The following is a 17,124-nucleotide window of genomic DNA, read 5'->3' as shown; positions in this document are numbered from 1 at the left end:
ACCTGGGACCAATTGCTCTCGCAGTCACCATCTTTCACGGTCAGATCTCGCGATGAGACCCTGCTCATCAGTGGACTTCTCGAGACGTTCCTCGAGACGCCCGGTGCCGTGGGTGCTGTCAGGGCTGCGGGACCTCGACGTGGTGGGGGAGTTTGTCGCGCATCTGGTCCACCTGTTGCTCGATCCGGTCGACGGCACTGTCGTTGTTCAGGACGGTGACCATGCCGGCGGCGAAGGCGATCGAGATGACGATCGCCAACCCGCTCAGCACCAGGCCGGCGATCGCCACACCCTTCCCGGTGATCCCTACCCGGCGGGCCGCCCGCATACCGAGGACACCGAGGATCAACCCGATGATGCCCAGGACCAGTCCGATCGGGGACAGGATCACGATCAGCACACACACGAACGCGGCAGTCCCGACCGCGAGCGCGAATGCCGCGGCCGCGCTGGTGCGGGCGGGCTTGGTCACCACCCGCTCCTCCACCGCGACTGGGCGGTCATCGACGACACCGCGGTCGTCGACCCCGGGCTCCATCCGCCGCGGGTCGTCACGTCCCGGGCCGGTCAGTGGTCTGCTCATCGCTTACCTCCGTCTCGTCGATCCGCCGCATTCGGTGCGGGCGGCACACCCCTTCGCTGCCCGGTATGCCACCCACAACGCTTGCCCAGCTCACGCGTGTTCCAATCCGACGAGCCGACCACCGGGTGGCCGTCACCACGGGCGGCGGTTTCTCTCGGGCGTGGGAGGTGTCACCGCTGCGGCGATCACCAATCCCCGAGTCGGGGGCGTACGCCGCGGAACTGTCCGCCGGCTCCGGGGCGTCATCACGCTCGCGTAGCGGGCGGGGTATCCGGTCGCGGGGCACCACCCCGCCACCCCCGGGACGGCAGCGGGTGCTGCCCCCTGCGGCCTGACTTGCACAGATTTGGTGTGCAACGCTGACTACGAGTGCGGGATGTCCAGTGCGGTGAGGATGCGGGTTGCGTCGGGGGGGGAGTGGGTCGGCGGCGGTGTGGGGTTGGCCGGCGATGGTCAGGCTGATTTCTTGCGGGGGCCGGAGGGTTTTTACGATGCGTCCGATCGAGATCCCGGTCTCGGCTTGCAGGTAGCGGGCTACGGCGAGGGCGGTGAACACGACGGTGAGGTGGGCTTCGATCGCGTCTCGGGTGTGGTGGAACATCGGCCGCGCCGTAGGTCAGTTTTCGACATGCGGAACGACTGCTCGACGTGCCAGAGGTCGTGATATTTTCCGAGGACCTCGCCCGGTGTCATCAGGGTGGCGGAGAGGTTGGTGGATGTAGCCCTTCAACCCGACCAGCGACCGGGCCCGGGCGAGAGATGTGCTGTCGAGGGTGCGGCCGCCCGCGGTGGTCTTGACGAACCGTTTTCGATTTCGGTGACTTCGCCCCGTCGACGACCTTGCGGGCCCGGGCGTCTTGGGGCGTTCAGGGTTTGGTTGTCGCGGACGGCGCGGCGCTTCGAGTACTGCCACACCGCCCGCCACGACTTCGGATGTCCGGCTGCGTCCCAGACGGGTTCGGTGCGGTGACGGACATTGTTGACGGTGCTCTTCGCATGCCTCGGGGTGACGGTGTCGATGATCTGACCGTCGGTGAAAACGTCACCGTTCCAGTGGGAATGGTTCGCCAGATCAGCGGGCGCCTTGGTGACCCGAGAGCCGACGATGAACTTCAGGCCGGCGTCGTCGAGGTCCTTGAGGTTGCCGGCCGACAGCATGCCGGCGTCCGCGGCGACGACCATCTCGACATCGGCGATGTCGTGCCGGGTCTGGAACAGCCTCAACACTGCTCGAATGAGAGTCAATCCGAAGAGGTGTATAACTATGCAATATTCATGCCGATACGCTCGGACCTACTGTCAAACAGGACCAACCGGTCTTGACCTTTCGCCGATCAGCAGCGGACGATGAAGGTTCCTAGATTTCCACCCATCTTCCCGCCGGAATCCGTGGCCCCACCGCACTCCGTCAGCAAGACCACAGCTTCACGACGGCCGGCGTGTACGTCGGTTGAAGAGTCAATTCGAAAGGCAACCTGCCATGGGCAGCACGGACCTCATCACCTACTTGAACTACATGTCTACCTGGGAGACCGAATCAGATGAAAACATCGACGGCATTATTTCTGAGCAGGCTCTCTTTGTAAATCTTGGAGAATTCGATTCAGACACGGCGGTCAACGCCGAATTCACGACGCTGTACGACTTGTCGTGCGAGGTGCGTGACCTGACCGTTGCGAAGGACGCTACCCAGATTGCCGCCGACGGAGCCGCAATAGCTGCAATCTGGTCTTTCGGACTTGGGATGGCAGCGTTCGCCGCTCTCCAAGCTGCCGAGATAATTCAGGAAAAAGTTATTTCATCGAAGTCAACCGAACTCAACAATAAGCTGACATCGGTCGACGCTGACATCTCCGCTCAAATCAACTCGCCGGTGAGTGATTACGTCGCTAAATACAAGCAAAACAACAATCTGATTGCGAGCAAGGCTCCGGTGGGCCTCGACACGCGAACATGCCGAGGCCTTCTACTGCAATTCTTAGCGCAGGTGCAGAGAAACACGACGTTGGATGTTGGGACTTTCAAGCAGTACGCTGAGTCCGCGCGGCGTCTATACAACAGCGACGAGATAAACGCGGTCTACGATGCTTTGGATACGCTGAATCTCAGTCAAAAGACTGATGCCGACGTCAAGAAATTCATGGACTTTCTGGCGGGTTTTAATTTCCCCGGTAAGACTGAGATATCCATGGTCCAAAATGCGTGCATAGCGATTATGTTTTACAAATTGAAAATTGCGAACGCCACCATTAGGGAACAAGCAGAAGCTGCCGGCCTTCCTCTGGAGGAAGTAGACGCCACTGCTTTTGGCGCCATGGATGCTGTCGGCAAGTTCATCGCAGTTGTCGCAGTCGTCATGTCGGTAGCGGACGTTGTGTTTGAAATCCTGGACATTGAGAACGTAGTCACACAGTGCGAAAAGATGTGCGATCAACTGAACGGGCCCATTAAGCAAAGCTACCTCGACTATTTTAACGGAATAAAAACGTCAGCGCGTGCATACAAGGCGGCAATCCAGCCCGACTCTGGCAATAGTGCCGGACGCGACATCCAGCAGATGCAGAATCAAATACAGCAGTGGGGCTCGATCACCCAATTCGGGATCCAGATCGCGGAGATCACGGGTACGGCAGATAATCCCGATCAGAAAATCGGAACAGCAACCAAGACGGACCACGCGTTCTCGGGCTACAACGGGAGCTGGGAAATCGGAAACTGGGGAGACACGCTCAGATTCACCAACTAGTGGTGGTCGGCGTTAGTTCGTCGGGGGTTCAGGTCCACACGGTGGGGTCGGCGAGATAGAGGCCGCAAGCGGTGTCCAGGGCGTCCTCGGCGCTGCCGGCGCTAGCCGGTGGGCAGGTAGGAGTTTTGGTAGTCGTCGTGGTTGGCGTAGCCGGCGTACTTCAGGCGGCACAACGTACTTCAGGCGGCACAACTGCAGGGTCTGCCCGTCGGTCAGGACGGCGTCGACATAGGCGTACGGTGCCCGGAACCGCAGGTCGATCCGGGTGATCGCGGTCCATCGGTCGAGAGCGCGGGCGGACAAGCGTTGGCGCAGCGAGGTCTTCGTCGAGTCCGGGAGGGCAGCCATGACGGGACGGCGCAGCGGGTGCTGTCCCCTACGGGCACGGGAACCGCGGCAAGCGCTCCGACAACTGACAGGACAGTGAGGTGCCGCGGAATCGTATGGACGCACCGCACCGCTCCAGTGCCCGAATCCCTAGGGCGATCCCGTCAGCCGGTCGATGAGCGCCTGTTGCGCCTGCTCCTCCTCTTCGGCCGTGATGTCCCCCCGGGCACGGGCCTCGTCGAGTTCCTCGAGTGCGCGGCGGATGGCCGCCGGGTTGTGCATCTCCTCCTCGACCTGCCGTTGGATCAACTCCGCCAGCGAGATCACACCCTTCACCGGCTGGAGTGGCAGCGTGACGATGAATGACAGCAGTCCCATGGTTCAGCCCTGCCCGGCCGGATTCTGGGTGACCACGAAGTCGTAGGCTGCCATGGGCCCGAGCAGCTTAATCTCGACCCGGCCGTCCCACTCCTGGGCCAGTTTTCCCACCGCCTCTTCGAGTTGGTCCTGCCGGTCCACGTCGGCGAGCACCGCCACCTGCACGGCCTCTTCCTCGTGCGTGGGTTCGCGGCGGTTGACGGAGTCGGTGAGGTCGCCCAGGGCCTCGACCGTCTTGCGGGTGTCTTCCTCGCGCTTGCCGGCGATCGCGTTGTTCACCAGTTCCCCGAGCGCCATCCGCGCATCGCGGCCGGCGTCCTCCGACTTGTCCCGGATCTCATCACGCAACTGCGCCGCCTGCTCGTTCTCGTCGAGGATCTCCCGCAGGATCGCCTGCTCCACATATCTGCCCTTGACCACGTACTGGGCCTTTCCCTCCAATTGTTCGAGGGCCGCCGCGAACTCGTCCGCATGTGCCGTCAGCAGTTCCTCCTTCACGGCGTCGGCGTCGGTGAGCACCGCACCGAACCGCAGCGGCAGCACCGGCGCCACCCCGGCCGTCCCGTCCAGCACATTCGCATGGGCTCGGAGGTCTTCGGGTTTGCCGATCGGACGGTCCACGGACATTGCGCTCACCAGGGCGGCGATGTCACCGTCCGAGACGATGTCCACCTTCCCGTCCGCAACCCCGGTCGCCTCGTCCCCGGGTTCGACGTCGGCCGGGACGATGCCGTAGACGTACACCCCCGCCGTCTGCTTCTTGTCCGACTTCTCTGTGTTCTGCTTCTTCGTCTGCTCTGTAGCCATCACCTGTCACCTCGAGTCGACTTGCGCGACACCCGTTCCCGTTCCGGTTCCTCTTGCCCGCCCAGCAGGCCGCCGAGCTTGTCTTCGATGGCGCTCTTCGTCTTCGACTTCGCAATCTTTTCCGTCCCGCCCGACACCAGATCGGACAGCCCCTTCGGCTCGCTGCCGATCGCGAGCCGGTTCGCCGCCTCCGCGAACCGCAGGTAGGTGTCGACACTGGCGACGACGATGCGGGCATCGATGGTCAGCAGTTCGATACCGACCAGCGAGACCCGCACGTACGCATCGATGACCAAGCCCTTGTCCAAGATGGTGTCAATGACATCGGCCAGGCTGCTCGAACTCGGCCCACCCGCGGTAGTCATGCTCGTGCTCCTTGCTCCCCCGCTATCGCCCCACCGGCAACGCCGGTGTGCGGGCGGCTCGGCGACGTGTGGCGATACCGGTCGTTCCTCGGCCCGCTCTGCGCTCTCGCCGTCGCCTCGTCCACCTCGCCCCTGTGGCACACCCGAAGTGGAAATGTAAGCGCGGACTACCGGACTACCCGGAACTCCGGAAGTTCAATCGATCAAAGACCGCCAGGGGTGAGCAATTCGAAGCGTCCACCCCTGCTCGAAACGGTCCGACCGGTCGACTCCTCGGGTGGCCGTTGGTCTGTTCCTTTCGTCGACATCACTTGTCCCCGCGAGTGGACTTGCGTGAAACCCGTTCGCGCTGAGGTTCTTCCTTCCCGCCGCCGAGGAGGTCGCCGAGCTTCTCACCGGCGGCCCCGAGTGCGCCCTGGGTTTTCGACTCAGCGTCGCCCTCGCCGCCCCCAGCCAGGTCCGTCAGCCCCTTGGGCTCACTACCGATCTCGAGCCGGTTCACCGCTTCCGCGAACCGCAGGTAGGTGTCGACGCTGGCGACGACAACACGGGCGTCGATCGTCAGTAGTTCGATACCGACCAGCGAGACCCGCACGTACGCATCGATCACCAGGCCCTTGTCCAAGATGGTGTCGATGACGTCGGCGAGACTACTCGAGCTCGGTCCGCCGCTGACTCCCCCGCCGCCACCGCCACGACCTGCGGGTTGTATCGACGTCATCGCCGCGCTCCTCGCTTCGAGGCGGCCGACTTGGCCGCAGTCTTACGCGGACGGCCACGACGTGCCGGCGGCTTGTCCTCACTCGCAGACTTCGCCGCAGTCTTACGCGGACGGCCACGACGTGCCGGCGGCTTGTCCTCACTCGCAGACTTCGCCGCAGTCTTACGCGGACGGCCACGACGTGCCGGCGGCTTGTCCTCACTCGCAGACTTCGCCGCGGTCTTGCGCGGACGGCCACGGCGTGCCGGCGGCGGCGATGTTTCCTCCTCCTCGTCTTCGTCTGTCTCCTCCGGCTCCTCAGCCTCGTCCTCGTCTGTCTCCTCCGGCTCCTCAGCCTCGCCCTCGTCCGTCTCCTCGTCCTCTTCCTCGTCTGTCTCCTCCGGCTCCTCAGCCTCGCCCTCGTCCGTCTCCTCGTCCTCTTCCTCGTCTGTCTCCTCCGGCTCCTCAGCCTCGTCCTCGTCCGTCTCCTCGTCCTCTTCCTCGTCTGTCTCTTCCGGCTCCTCCTCTGTCTCCTCCGGCTCCTCCTCGTACTCGCCGGTCTCCTCCTCTGTCTCCTCCGGCTCCTCCTCGTACTCGCCGGTCTCCTCCTCTGCCTCCTCCGGCTCCTCCTCGTACTCGCCGGTCTCCTCCTCCGGCTCCTCCTCCTCCGCCTCGGCGGTGTCTTCCTCCGGCTCCTCCTCGTACTCGTCCGTCTCGTCGTCGGCTGTCTCGTCGTCAGCCGGTTCCTCGTTGTTGTCCTCGGACTCCTCGGGTTCGACAACCTTGCCGTCCCGGATCTCTCCGCGCCAGCCCACGACTTCGTCGGGATGGAGAACGGCCTGTGTCATGACATGGCGTCCGAAATGCTTCAACTCCAAGCGCGCTCGCCGCCCCTGTGCACGCCACAGGTTTCCCGTCCTCTCGAACAAGCCCTTCGGGTGATACTCGAGGATCAGAACGATGCGCGTGAGATCCGGGGTCACCTCATGGAACGTCACCGCCCCGTCGATGAAACCCTTGGCACCCTTCGAACGCCACACGATCCGCTCATCCGGGACCTGCTCGATGATCGACGCCTCCCAGGTCCGGTGCGACAAGAAGATCTGAGCCTTCCACTCGAGCTTCTCGTCCGCCTCCTGCTCCACCCGCTCGACCTTCTTCATGAAGGAGGGAAAGTCGGCGAATTGGGTCCACTGGTTATACGCCAGTTGGACCGGGACACCGACATCGATCGTTTCGACGATATTGGTCAACTTGAGCTTCTTGCCCTTACCGCCACCACCGCCACCGGTGACCGCGTCCTTCACATCCGACGCCGTCTCCTTCACCTTGTCGGTCAGCCCGGAGAACAGTGACTTGCCGTCGCCCTTCTCGTCCCCGTTGCCCTCCCCCTGCTGCTCTTTGCCGGTGACCGCGGACAGCAGGCTTCCGCCGCCGCCCTCGGCGTAGTCGGTGAGCCGGCCAGCCGCGCCCTGCACCTTGTCGGAGACGGTGGAGACCGCCTTGTCGGTCACGGTGCCAAGCAGGCCCTGCGCCGCCTTCTTCAGCGGTGACACCGATGCGGCCTCACCGGACGCACCGGAGACGTTCTGGCGCAGCTTCTTCGCTGCACTGTCGAGATTCGAGGTCATCGTCGTTCACTTCCGGCTGCGTCGTATGGGGATGACATCGGTCGTCGCCTTGGCGCGCGACTTCCGGGTGCGGGTGGGGGTTTCGTCCTCGTCGTCGTTGTTCGTCGACGACCGGGACCGGGACCGGGTAGGCCGGGAACCACCGCTGCTCGAGGTGCGGCGGCGCGGGGCCGGGCGCTTGCGGGCGCGGGGCGTCTCCTCCTCGGCTTCGTCCTCCTCGGCGGTCTCGTCCTCGGCGGTCTCGTCGTCGTAGTCGTCCTCGGGCTCCTCGCGGCGCCTGCGCTTCGACCCCTTCCCGCCCGCGGCCTCGTCACCGCCCGATTGCAACCGGGAGTTGAGTGAGTCGATGCGATGGCTGGCCGCGGTTACCGCGGCCGTCTTCGCCGCGTTCATCAATTCCTTCCGGACCGCCCCGCCGAGCTTGGCGACCTCGGGCGAATCCGCGAGCAGCTTGCCGGCCTGACCGAGCACACCCAGTGAGCCAGAAGGAAACCGACTGGATGCTCCGGCGCCCGCGAGCATCAGCGCCAACTTCATCTTGTGCGTACGCCCCAGCATGTATCCCGCACCCACGGCCAACGCCATCTGACCTTTGCCTGTCATGACCCAACCCCTTGTTGTCGAGAAGATGTGGTGCACCTCGGCGCCGGCGTCGGCGAAAAGGGTGGGGGCCGTGGTCGGTGGGTGGTGCCTTCGTTCCCGCCGACTACCCCGTGTCGGCGACGCTCAATCCGGCCGCACACCACATCCCCGATCCGAAACGGACACCGCACGAAGCAGGCCGGGGCCTGGCTTTCAGGGAAACCCGCGTAGCGCAGTGGCAAGCGGGTACCCGCTGAGTACGCTGCCCGCGCCGCAATGCGGTCCGGGCAGCCAGCCCCGCTCCGGCCGTTGAACCCCTCGGCCCGCGGGGCGCCCTCGCCGCGCGGGGCCGAGGTCACGTGTTCGCCCACCCCGCCTCAGCCCGCGCGCGGCACCCACCTTCGCAACCTCGTGGATCACGCGAATACACACGAGAAACACATGCGCCGATCAATTTCGAATTCACCCTAATTGCCTAACCGATTTCCCAGAACATTATGGGCGGGTTCTGCTTCAATGCCCGTTCGAGGCGTTCCTGAAGTGGCCGAGCGTCACCATCGGCGGCGGCATCGGCCTGAGCTGACCGACGGAGCGAATCCGCACAGCGGTGGCCCGGCTCACCTGGGGGCAGCCGGTCCACCGCCCTGATCAACACGATCACCGGCCAGGTCGCCACCTGCCCTACCGCCGTCCTCGGCCGGGAAGCGAGTTCGGTCTCCGGGGTGCCCGGTCGGCAGGCGACCCGGGCAGTCGAGCGCAGGCACCCGAGGGCTCGGGCCGCGCTGACCGAACGGGGGCGGTGGTGTGGGCCGACGGAGCTGCGGCACGTGCGGACCGGCGCGCCGATCCCGGCGGTCCTGTCGGTCTTCGTCACCGAACGCGACGAGGACGGGCGCCCGCTGCTGATCGGGGTGATCGGCCGGGAGCCGTCCACCGCGGGCGAGCAGGAGCAATCGCTGCTCGCTACTGGCACGAGCCGGTCACGGCGTGAGCAAATCCCGCTGGTCAGGCCCGATGGTGTACCGAGGTGAGCGCTGGCTGGAAACCGCTGGGTGGGACTGCCAACACCCCCCGGAGGTGGGGCACGCCACTCACCTCATGGATGGATCCCGCCCCCGCGACCGCGGGGCACGAGTTCAAACCATGCGCTCGTTCCGCCGCGCAGGTGCGGATCCGGGTAGCACAGGGCGAGGCCTTGCGCATCGAACGCGTGAACCATTCCTGCCAGGAGATGTGCTCGAGCTCGCCAGGGCGGACCGCGGCAAAGTCGATATGCAGGGTGCCTGCGATGTCGGTTTTCGCCGCCGTTCGTGCCGGTACGCCGTGATGCGCCTGAATCCAACCGCGGATTTCGTCGTGATCGGTGGTGATATCCAAGTACTTGAACAACCGGGCCGAGAATTCCCATCAGCCGACCCGACAGCGGGAGCGGGCGATGAAACGCTTCAAATCGGTCGCGCACGCGCAACGATTCCTGTCCGCGTTCAGCTCGATCTCACCGCATTTCCGGCCCCGCCGGCACCGACTGACCGCGCCCGAGTGGCGCACCGAGATGGCCGACCGATTCGCGGTCTGGCGGGAAGTCACCGCGAGCGGTGTTGCTGCCTGAAACGTGAACAACCCGAACGGGGGTACACTGCCGTGCGCTCCAAACCAACGGCGCCGCTGATTCTTTCAATCAACGTGACAGCGCCCTTTCGCCAGTTCCAGCACGCTGGAAGAGGGTTCGGCAGACCGGGCCGCTGACGATCGGTACCGGTCAAGCCGTGATCAACGTAGATCCGTTCCGGTGACACCCCGAGCCCGAGCAGAGCGTGCTGTGCGGTCAGGTCTTGCTGATCGGTGGACACTCGTGCATACCCGATGTACATCGCTGATTACCGGTCGTGCAGCGGCTCGGCCGGTCCGGAGCGCGGGCCCATCGCAGTCGGCATCGAGGGTGCGGACGTGTTGCCGCCCGTCCTGGCCGGTTCTCAGCCCTACCCGGAGACCGATGCGTATCTGAGCCGTACCTGGTACGGCTTTCGAGGTAGACTGAGCGGGCCGGGATCACCCTCAGGAGGACATCATGAGTAAGGACGACGTTTCCAAGGTCACCGCGAATCTGCCCAACGACGACATCAAGACGCTCGACGAGATCGCCAAGCGGCACGCCTCGACCAAGACCAGCGCCCTGGTCCGGGCCATCCGCACCACCGCCTATATCGACGAGGCCGCCGCCAACGGTGCCAAGGTCTTCATCGAAGAGCCCGACGGCACCAAACGGGAGGTCGTCTTCAAGTGACCGAACCCGACGGGCCCACCGTGCCCGCTGAGGACGGTGTCACCGCCCGGGACGACACGACCGTCGACGAGGTCAACGTCGGCAGCACCGACCCCCAGGTGACCGAACAGCCCGAGGTCACCATCCGGCGCCTCGACGAACGCCAGGAGGACACCCGTAAGGCCCTGGCGATCGGCCTGTCCGTGGCCACCTTCCTCGTCGGCCTGATCTACCTGCTGGTGCCGCTGTGGGCCGGCGCCGACAAGTGGGATCGCGCCAGCAGCCCATTCCAGGTGGTCTTCACCGCGATGGTGGGCCTGACCGGCAGCGCGATCGGCTACTACTTCTCCTCGCGCAATCCCCCGTCGTAACCGATTGGGGAACACGGAGCAGCCCCGCGCCGGGGTCCCGTCCCCATCGATCTCGATCCCCCTGCTCACTGCTACGCCGACCCTCAGAGGCGTTCCACAGCACCGCGGTCATCCGGCTCGGTCCGCCGGGGCAACGCGCCGGCTGACCTGGCACCGGGGAATGAGTACGGCACGCCTCGCGAAATTTTCCCGGCTCGGGCGTCACACTGAAGCTCGGAAGAACCGGGCGGGGCGTTGGTGTCGGTATGTGGTCCTATCGTCCGGGATGCACGGAGCGACACACAGCCGCGGCGGAAGGAAGCAGTGCAGCCAGGACCGTGGTGACGACGGAGGGTGAGCGCGATGGGATTTCGCAGCTACAAGGGGAACACAGTCTCCGAGAACGGCTGGCGCATTTGCGATACCGGCGAAATCGTCAAGCCGCTGGTGCCCGGCACGGACAACGTGCGGCCGGAGGTGCGCCGGGGCGCGGCGGCGACGATCCTGATTGCCTGGGCGGCGCTCTGGCATCGGCGGATCTGGCGAATCGACAGCTACCGGCCCCGTGACTACTGGGGGTTCAGCTGGGACAATGATATTGCCAACAGCAATCATCTCAGCGGGACGGCCGTGGATCTCAATGCCACCCGTTTGCCGTGGAAGGTGCGGGCGTCGGTGAACATGCCGGCCGACAAGATCGTCGCGGTCCGCCAGATGCTCACGGAGTTCGAGGGCACCGTGTTTTGGGGTGAGGATTGGGCCACCAAGGACCCGATGCACACCCAGATCAACCTCCCTGAGGGTGACACCCGCCTGGATGCCTTCGCCACCCGGCTCGAAAACGGCTACCTCTGGGTGTACGGGCCGCCCGATCCCGACGCGTTCCCCCTCCCGGCGGGGTATTACTACGGTCCGCTCGACGGACCCGCCGAGTCGATCAGCGGCCTGTTCCCCACGGACCCGCAATCCTGGAAGGACGGCCTGAGGCGCTGGCAGAAGACCTGTGGCATACCGGAAACCGGAATCTGGGACACGGACACCGCCCGCGCGGCGACCGCGCTGCAGATCTCGAACGGATGGCCGGTGACCGGCTATGTGTTCGAGGGCGAATGGAATGTCGTGATCCGCCACGGGCAACGCCCGGATCTCGGCGGACCGGTCACCCCGCCGCCGCCAGTGGTGCGCGGCAAGACCTGGGCGGATGTGTCGCAGTACCAGATGACCCCGGCCACCGACGCATACCCGTACGACATCTTCTGTTTCCGGTCCAACAGCGGGAACATGCGGGATACGAAGTTCGCGGCGAACCACGACTGGGCGGTGCGTGCCTGTGAGAACGGCCGGCTGCGGTTTTTCATCGTGTACTGGTTCTTCCGGCCCGGTCAGGCGAACATCGACTTACTGATGCAGATGGTCACCGAGAAGGGCGGGCCGCATCCGCGGATGGTCGTCATGGCCGACGTCGAGGACGCGGCCGGGGCGATCACCGGGGACCAGTCGGCGGAGGTCAACGACGAGATCCGGCGGGCCCGCGAATGGCTCGGCGAGCGGCGGGTGATCGGCTACTGGAACCCGGTCTCGAACGCGGACCTGTGGCGCACCCGCCCACCAGGTCTGCGATTGGTGACTCCCAGCTACGGCCGGGAGCCCGGATCGCCGAAGATCAAGCCGGACGGCTATTTCGCGCACCAATACACCGACAACGGCCCGTGCCCACCGTTCGGACGCTGCGACCTCAACTACACCCACCTCAGTACCGACGAACTCGAAGCGATGCTCGGGCTGGGGCAAAGCCCCCCGCCCCCGGGTCCGGAACCGTTCCCGGTCGACGACGCGGCGCTGTGGGACTACATCGCCGGGGAGGTTCTCGGCCGATGACACTGGTGCGGTCATGAAGATCAGGGATCTCACTCCGGTGCCGCAGTTCGGTGTGGGCGGCACCGACCTGGGCATCCCGGTCCGGGTGCCCACCGGGGAGATCGGCTTCTTCTTCGGTGACACCTTCGCCGAGAACCGGGTCGGCGGCCCCGGTTGGCGCAGCCCGGTACTGCTCTACAGCCACACCCACGACCTCGATGACGGGGTGCGGTTTCACCGCGCGGCCGGGGGCAACCCCGCGAAACAGCTCTGGGACTACCCGCACAACAACCCGGAGTTCAGCACCGTACTCCCGACCGACGCGATCGTGATCGGCAGCCGGATCTACCTGCACGTCCTCGTGGTCCGGGGCCTGCCCGACACGCGGTGGACCGAGATCCAATACTCCGACGACAACGGCGAGACCTGGACCCACGGTGGACCCAAGGCTCGGTGGGAAGGATGGGAATTCGGCGGCCATCGCCGGATGCTGACCTGGGAACGAGGCGGGGACGGGTTCGTCTACGTGATGACCACCGGCGGCCTCGAACGGGACAAGAACGTGCTGCTGTTCCGCTGCCCCGAGGACCAGCTGCTGGACCGGGACTTCTACGAGCCCTGGGGGTTCAGCAACGGCGCCTGGGCGTGGGGCAATCCGCCCACCCCGATCCTGCCGGTCGGGTCCAAGGTCGGAGAGATGTGCCTGCGCCGGATGCAGAACAACTGGGTGCTCAGCTACTTCAACGAAGCCGAATACAACATCACCATCCGCGTCGTCGGACAGATCACCGACAACTGGCACACCGCTCCAACATTCCGGCCGGTGCGGGGACCGTCGGGAAATGGCGGCCCCGACGTCGTGACCCGTCTGTATGGCGGATATGTGCACCCGGACAGCACGTTCGACAACTTTCACATCATCGTGTCCGAATGGGCCGAATCCGGATGGCCGTACCGGGCCATGCAATTTCGGGTACAGGTTCAACCCGCAGTACCGATCGAGGAGGACGAACAAATGAGTGCACGCGAAGTCGCCGCCGCGTTCCGGGACGACCACCCGGTTGCCCTCTACGACGGATCCGGCCGCAAGCTCGATCTGCGGGAGGCCATCGCCGAGATCTTATGGAAGGAGGTCACCAATCTCGGTCTCGAGGGCCGCCCGGTGCCCGCCGACCGCAAGGACGATCAGTTCGGCCACATCCTGTCCACTCACGCCCTGGCCGAGCAGAACAACAAACTACTCCGGGCACTGTGCGAGAAGGCCGGCATCGACGTCGACGAGGTCCTCACCTGAACGGACCCAACCCCCGTGGCCTACGCGGTCAACGAGTACAAGTTCACCACGTCAGCGACAACCAGGCCGCGGCGGCGTGGTACGCCCACTCGAGACGGTGATGGTCCGTCACGACGTTCTGTTCGATGCAGCGAAACAGATATCAGGACTTGATGTTCGGATGTACGCACGCTACCGCGGGACGGACGCGGAGGCGATCATGAACCCGCTCGACAGAGCGGTAGCCGCGGCGGCGGCTCAGCGACCCGAATACAGCTCCCCGATGGTGGCCGCGTACTTGGCATCGATCGGCCAGCGCTTGAGTTTCATAGCGGGGGGTCAGTTCGTCACCGGACGGCTCCCAGATGTTCGGCAGCACCGAGTGCCGCTTGATCTGCTCGACCCGAGACACCTTCGCGTTCGCGGCCTGCACCGCCTCCTCGACGGCGGCGAGCACGACCCGGATCCCGTGCGAGTTCCTCGTGCGCCTGCGCGGTCAGCCCGTGGCGCTCGGCGAACGCGGCGAGACCGTCGGGGTCGAGCGCGAGCAGCGCCACGTTGTACGGCCGGTCGTTGCCGATCACCGCAGCGACGCCGAGCATCGGGCAGGCCGCCCGCAGCGGCGCCCTCGATGTTCGCCGGCGACATGTTCTTGCCCGCCGCGTTGACGATGAGCTCCTTCTTACGGTCGACGATGCGGACATAGATGCGGACATATCCGTCGGCATCGATCTCGGCGATGTCGCCGGTGTGCAGCCACCCGTCCTCGTCGATCGCCTCGGCGGTCCGCCCGGGATCGTTGCGGTAACCACGCATCACTAGCGGACCGGAGCCGCGACTCGACGGTGAGCACCCGTGACTCCGGGTCGGATGCAACCTGATCGGCCCGTTCCGGCCCCTGCCTGCGCGTACGACGTCTGGAGATCGGGCAACGCCTCGACCCCGATCTAGCCGCGACCTACTCGCGGTGGCTCACCGACCACGAGCAGAAATCCAGCTCCCTATCCCTGGCCGACACGGCTTGACAGCATTAGAAGCATCCATCGGCCTGGACGCAAACCCGCGAATCGAATCAGCCGGCGGCACCCCAGACGGAAGTGCGGGTAGCGCTTGTTTCATCCGAACGACGGACTACCGCCGCACGTCCGGCGGTCGCGAGAATGTCATCACACGAAATCGACAAGGGAACACAACATGGTCACTCTACGTACATTATCGACGACGTTCAGGGGCGTCGCTGTGGCAGCTGCGCTGGCCGTCGGAGTCAGTGCTGTCGGGCTCGCTTCAGCCCCAACCGTCGCGGCTGCCGGATGGAACTGCAACTACGGCTTTTCCACGGTTGGGCCGTGGAAAACCTGCGCTAACACCGATAGCGGCGGTTACGCGGTACAAATACTATGTCGAAACAAAATCACCGCCACCTCGTATGTCAAGACCGGCAACCGCGTCTACCGCAGTGGCCAGCTCTCCTCGATCCAGAGTTGCAACAACTGGTACGAGAACTTCTACGGCCAGCCGTTCTAGGGTCACGGTGCACCTTTCTGGTGTCGAGATCCCGCACGGGGAAAAGCTCGCGTGCCGGGCGCTGGGACGAATACGGGGATCCCACTCTGATTCGTATCGTTTCACTCGCCGCTCTAGTTCACTCTTGGTGCCATGACTTCGAGAGACTTTGCTCAATCCGTGGAGAGGTGATTTCGGCGGGGTTGCTGGTGGTTTCGATCCTTCGAGCTGTGGGTGGGCATGCGCGGTCCGCTGACCGGTGTCATCCTCGGAGTCGCAGTCATCCTCGGGCTGGCTCTCAGGGCCTTCTGGCTGTACATGGTCACCGGGCTCGTCTACCCAGTTTCAAAGCGCCATTGGCGTCTACCTCGATCCCGCGTCAGTGTCGGCCACCGGGACTCGCGGCATTCTGTGATCTGACCTTCCGCGGCACTTCCTGTCATCCCCCAGTCACCCACTCGATAGGTCGAGGGCCGAGATCACTTGGGTGGCCATATTCTGATGCCCGCGCAGGTTGGGATGGAGTGGTTCGGAGTCGGACTCGGGGACCACTCCCTCGAGCCACCGGGTGGGTCCGGGTGCGCAGACATCGTGACCGACGCTGGGTGTGCGGGTGTCGACGTAGGTAGCTCCCGAGGCGAGGGCGTGCTCTGCCATGACAGCGTTGAGGTGGTCGAGCCGGGCTTGGAGATAGGTGGCGCTGGACGGGGCCATCGGTTGGATTGTGGGGCAACCGCCGTCGCGGATGGCGGTGGGGTATCCGACGAACACGACGTCCGCTTTCGGGGAACGGATGTGGATTTCGTGTGCAACGTGGTTGTAGGTCGGTCCCATCCGGTCGATGGCCTGGTCGAAGCGGTCCGGTCCCGTGCCAGTGGTCGGGACGCATGAGGTTGTCGGACGGGGAGCGAGGGGTAGGTCGAGGCAGGAGAGCGCGAGGTCGAAGAGGCCGACGTCGTTGCCGCCGATCGTGACGGTCACCAGCTCGGTGTCCTTGTCGAGGGCGTCGTATTGCGCGGGAACGTTTCCACCGAACTTGGTGTGCTGCGGGTCTGTGAGATCGGTGCTGCTGGCCCCGTTGCACGTCACATCGTCGAATTCGGTGATTCCCAGTTCCCGGGCTACGAGGTGGGGGTAGTTGTTGCCGGAGCGGAAGCAACTGGGCACTGCTTCCTGGGGGACGATCAGCGGTCCGGATGCGTAGGAATCGCCCAGTGCGACGTAGGAGGCCGGCGCATCATTGTTCTGGGCCATCGCAGCGGGAGGCGCGGCGGCAGTGAAGGCCGTCGCGGTCAGAACGATGGTCGCCAGCGGTCCAACTCCGCGCCTGGATAGTCTGGTCCCGCGAATTCCCCCTCTACCCATCCCGTCTCGGGCACGGATCCGGCGCGGTGTGGCTTGCCGCGCACCGCGATTGAACCTATCGTTTCTCGGCAGTGTGCCGCATCCTCTCCAGCACCTTGCGCGCCTCGCCGACCGCCCGCTGAGGGTCTTTCCCTGCGCGAGCGGCGGCGAGGGCGGACAGGACATCGTCGACGGTGTCTGCGACGACGAGGTCCACGATCTGGGGTGGAGCACCGACCGAGCTGGGCGCGGCAACAGGAACCATTCGGGCACAATCATGCTCGGCGATAGCACCGGCGACGAGGACCGTGACCGGGGGCACCCCCTGCGATGGCGCGGATCCAGGCGTGGCCGCCCACCACAATCCTCCACACCAGGCCGTGGCGATGCGTGTGGCCAGCGGATATGCCGTTCG

General features: G+C 64.9%; 16 protein-coding genes and 5 pseudogenes. 8 read left to right on the top strand and 13 right to left on the bottom strand.

Annotation, left to right across the window (positions count from 1 at the left end):
• Positions 1-118: 118 nt before the first annotated feature.
• Together JWS14_RS48310 and JWS14_RS48305 are read right to left on the bottom strand one after the other, a co-directional pair.
• Positions 119-583 (bottom strand): DUF4190 domain-containing protein, encoded by a 465-nt coding sequence (locus tag JWS14_RS48310; protein ID WP_206017220.1) that lies wholly within the window; start codon positions 581-583, stop codon positions 119-121.
• Between the two features lie 409 nt (positions 584-992).
• A pseudogene (locus JWS14_RS48305) lies at positions 993-1,810 on the bottom strand (IS1634 family transposase); the annotation flags it as partial.
• A gap of 253 nt (positions 1,811-2,063) precedes the next feature.
• Between JWS14_RS48305 and JWS14_RS48300 the strand changes: the two are divergent.
• Complete coding sequence (locus tag JWS14_RS48300) at positions 2,064-3,329, top strand: hypothetical protein (protein ID WP_206017219.1); 1,266 nt, start codon at positions 2,064-2,066, stop codon at positions 3,327-3,329.
• 477 nt (positions 3,330-3,806) lie between these two features.
• Here the strand turns inward: JWS14_RS48300 and JWS14_RS48295 are convergent, their stop codons facing one another.
• The 6 genes from JWS14_RS48295 to JWS14_RS48270 all read right to left on the bottom strand — a co-directional run bounded on the left by JWS14_RS48295 (position 3,807) and on the right by JWS14_RS48270 (position 8,140).
• Positions 3,807-4,034, bottom strand: coding sequence for a gas vesicle protein GvpG (locus JWS14_RS48295; RefSeq protein ID WP_095870859.1), 228 nt, complete (start codon positions 4,032-4,034; stop codon positions 3,807-3,809).
• A 3-nt stretch (positions 4,035-4,037) separates the two neighbouring features.
• Positions 4,038-4,841: a GvpL/GvpF family gas vesicle protein gene (locus JWS14_RS48290; protein WP_206017218.1), complete on the bottom strand. Its 804-nt coding sequence runs from the start codon at positions 4,839-4,841 to the stop codon at positions 4,038-4,040.
• The gene (gene gvpJ / locus JWS14_RS48285; protein WP_206017217.1) at positions 4,841-5,206 is read right to left on the bottom strand and encodes a gas vesicle protein GvpJ; all 366 of its coding nucleotides are present in this window, start codon (positions 5,204-5,206) and stop codon (positions 4,841-4,843) included. The genes JWS14_RS48290 and gvpJ (JWS14_RS48285) overlap by 1 nt, the downstream gene beginning before the upstream one ends.
• 307 nt (positions 5,207-5,513) lie before the next feature.
• Positions 5,514-5,927 (bottom strand): gas vesicle protein GvpJ, encoded by a 414-nt coding sequence (gene gvpJ, locus JWS14_RS48280; RefSeq protein ID WP_206017216.1) that lies wholly within the window; start codon positions 5,925-5,927, stop codon positions 5,514-5,516.
• On the bottom strand, positions 5,924-7,537 hold the full coding sequence (locus JWS14_RS48275) for an SRPBCC family protein (RefSeq protein ID WP_206017215.1): 1,614 nt from the start codon (positions 7,535-7,537) through the stop codon (positions 5,924-5,926). The genes gvpJ (JWS14_RS48280) and JWS14_RS48275 overlap by 4 nt, the downstream gene beginning before the upstream one ends.
• A gap of 6 nt (positions 7,538-7,543) precedes the next feature.
• The gene (locus JWS14_RS48270) at positions 7,544-8,140 is read right to left on the bottom strand and encodes a hypothetical protein (RefSeq protein WP_206017214.1); all 597 of its coding nucleotides are present in this window, start codon (positions 8,138-8,140) and stop codon (positions 7,544-7,546) included.
• A gap of 701 nt (positions 8,141-8,841) precedes the next feature.
• Here JWS14_RS48270 and JWS14_RS48265 point away from each other — a divergent pair.
• The gene (locus JWS14_RS48265; protein ID WP_179443455.1) at positions 8,842-9,150 is read left to right on the top strand and encodes a hypothetical protein; all 309 of its coding nucleotides are present in this window, start codon (positions 8,842-8,844) and stop codon (positions 9,148-9,150) included.
• A 65-nt stretch (positions 9,151-9,215) separates the two neighbouring features.
• Here JWS14_RS48265 and JWS14_RS51055 read toward each other — a convergent pair.
• A pseudogene (locus tag JWS14_RS51055) lies at positions 9,216-9,508 on the bottom strand (hypothetical protein).
• Here JWS14_RS51055 and JWS14_RS48260 point away from each other — a divergent pair.
• A pseudogene (locus JWS14_RS48260) lies at positions 9,495-9,728 on the top strand (DDE-type integrase/transposase/recombinase); the annotation flags it as partial. The pseudogenes JWS14_RS51055 and JWS14_RS48260 sit on opposite strands and share 14 nt — an antisense overlap.
• Positions 9,729-9,783: 55 nt before the next feature.
• Here the strand turns inward: JWS14_RS48260 and JWS14_RS48255 are convergent.
• Positions 9,784-9,990 (bottom strand): annotated as a pseudogene (locus tag JWS14_RS48255) (recombinase family protein); the annotation flags it as partial.
• Positions 9,991-10,187: 197 nt separating this feature from the next.
• Between JWS14_RS48255 and JWS14_RS48250 the strand changes: the two are divergent.
• The 4 genes from JWS14_RS48250 (at position 10,188) to JWS14_RS48235 (ending at position 13,883) form a co-directional block, all read left to right on the top strand.
• Entirely contained in the window at positions 10,188-10,403 is a 216-nt protein-coding gene (locus tag JWS14_RS48250; protein ID WP_007298551.1) for a hypothetical protein, read from the top strand.
• Positions 10,400-10,753 carry a hypothetical protein gene (locus JWS14_RS48245; RefSeq protein ID WP_061044005.1) on the top strand — a complete coding sequence of 118 codons (354 nt, stop codon included), beginning with the start codon at positions 10,400-10,402 and terminating at the stop codon, positions 10,751-10,753. Before JWS14_RS48250 ends, JWS14_RS48245 begins: the two co-directional genes overlap by 4 nt.
• Positions 10,754-11,095: 342 nt before the next feature.
• Positions 11,096-12,610, top strand: coding sequence for a M15 family metallopeptidase (locus tag JWS14_RS48240; RefSeq protein WP_206017212.1), 1,515 nt, complete (start codon positions 11,096-11,098; stop codon positions 12,608-12,610).
• Between the two features lie 13 nt (positions 12,611-12,623).
• Entirely contained in the window at positions 12,624-13,883 is a 1,260-nt protein-coding gene (locus tag JWS14_RS48235; RefSeq protein ID WP_206017211.1) for a DUF4185 domain-containing protein, read from the top strand.
• A gap of 237 nt (positions 13,884-14,120) precedes the next feature.
• Here JWS14_RS48235 and JWS14_RS48230 read toward each other — a convergent pair.
• Positions 14,121-14,690, bottom strand: a pseudogene (locus tag JWS14_RS48230) (long-chain fatty acid--CoA ligase); the annotation flags it as partial.
• A 366-nt stretch (positions 14,691-15,056) separates the two neighbouring features.
• On the opposite strand from JWS14_RS48230, the gene JWS14_RS48225 reads away from it, so the two are divergent.
• On the top strand, positions 15,057-15,386 hold the full coding sequence (locus tag JWS14_RS48225; protein WP_197436272.1) for a hypothetical protein: 330 nt from the start codon (positions 15,057-15,059) through the stop codon (positions 15,384-15,386).
• A 429-nt stretch (positions 15,387-15,815) separates the two neighbouring features.
• Here the strand turns inward: JWS14_RS48225 and JWS14_RS48220 are convergent, their stop codons facing one another.
• Both JWS14_RS48220 and JWS14_RS48215 read right to left on the bottom strand, forming a co-directional pair.
• Positions 15,816-16,619: an SGNH/GDSL hydrolase family protein gene (locus JWS14_RS48220; protein ID WP_206017210.1), complete on the bottom strand. Its 804-nt coding sequence runs from the start codon at positions 16,617-16,619 to the stop codon at positions 15,816-15,818.
• A gap of 166 nt (positions 16,620-16,785) precedes the next feature.
• Positions 16,786-16,974 (bottom strand): hypothetical protein, encoded by a 189-nt coding sequence (locus tag JWS14_RS48215; RefSeq protein ID WP_061044010.1) that lies wholly within the window; start codon positions 16,972-16,974, stop codon positions 16,786-16,788.
• Positions 16,975-17,124: the final 150 nt, after the last annotated feature.

This window comes from Rhodococcus koreensis (assembly GCF_017068375.1).
In the GTDB taxonomy this organism is placed as follows: domain Bacteria; phylum Actinomycetota; class Actinomycetes; order Mycobacteriales; family Mycobacteriaceae; genus Rhodococcus_F; species Rhodococcus_F koreensis.
This window is presented reverse-complemented; position numbering and strand designations above follow the sequence as displayed.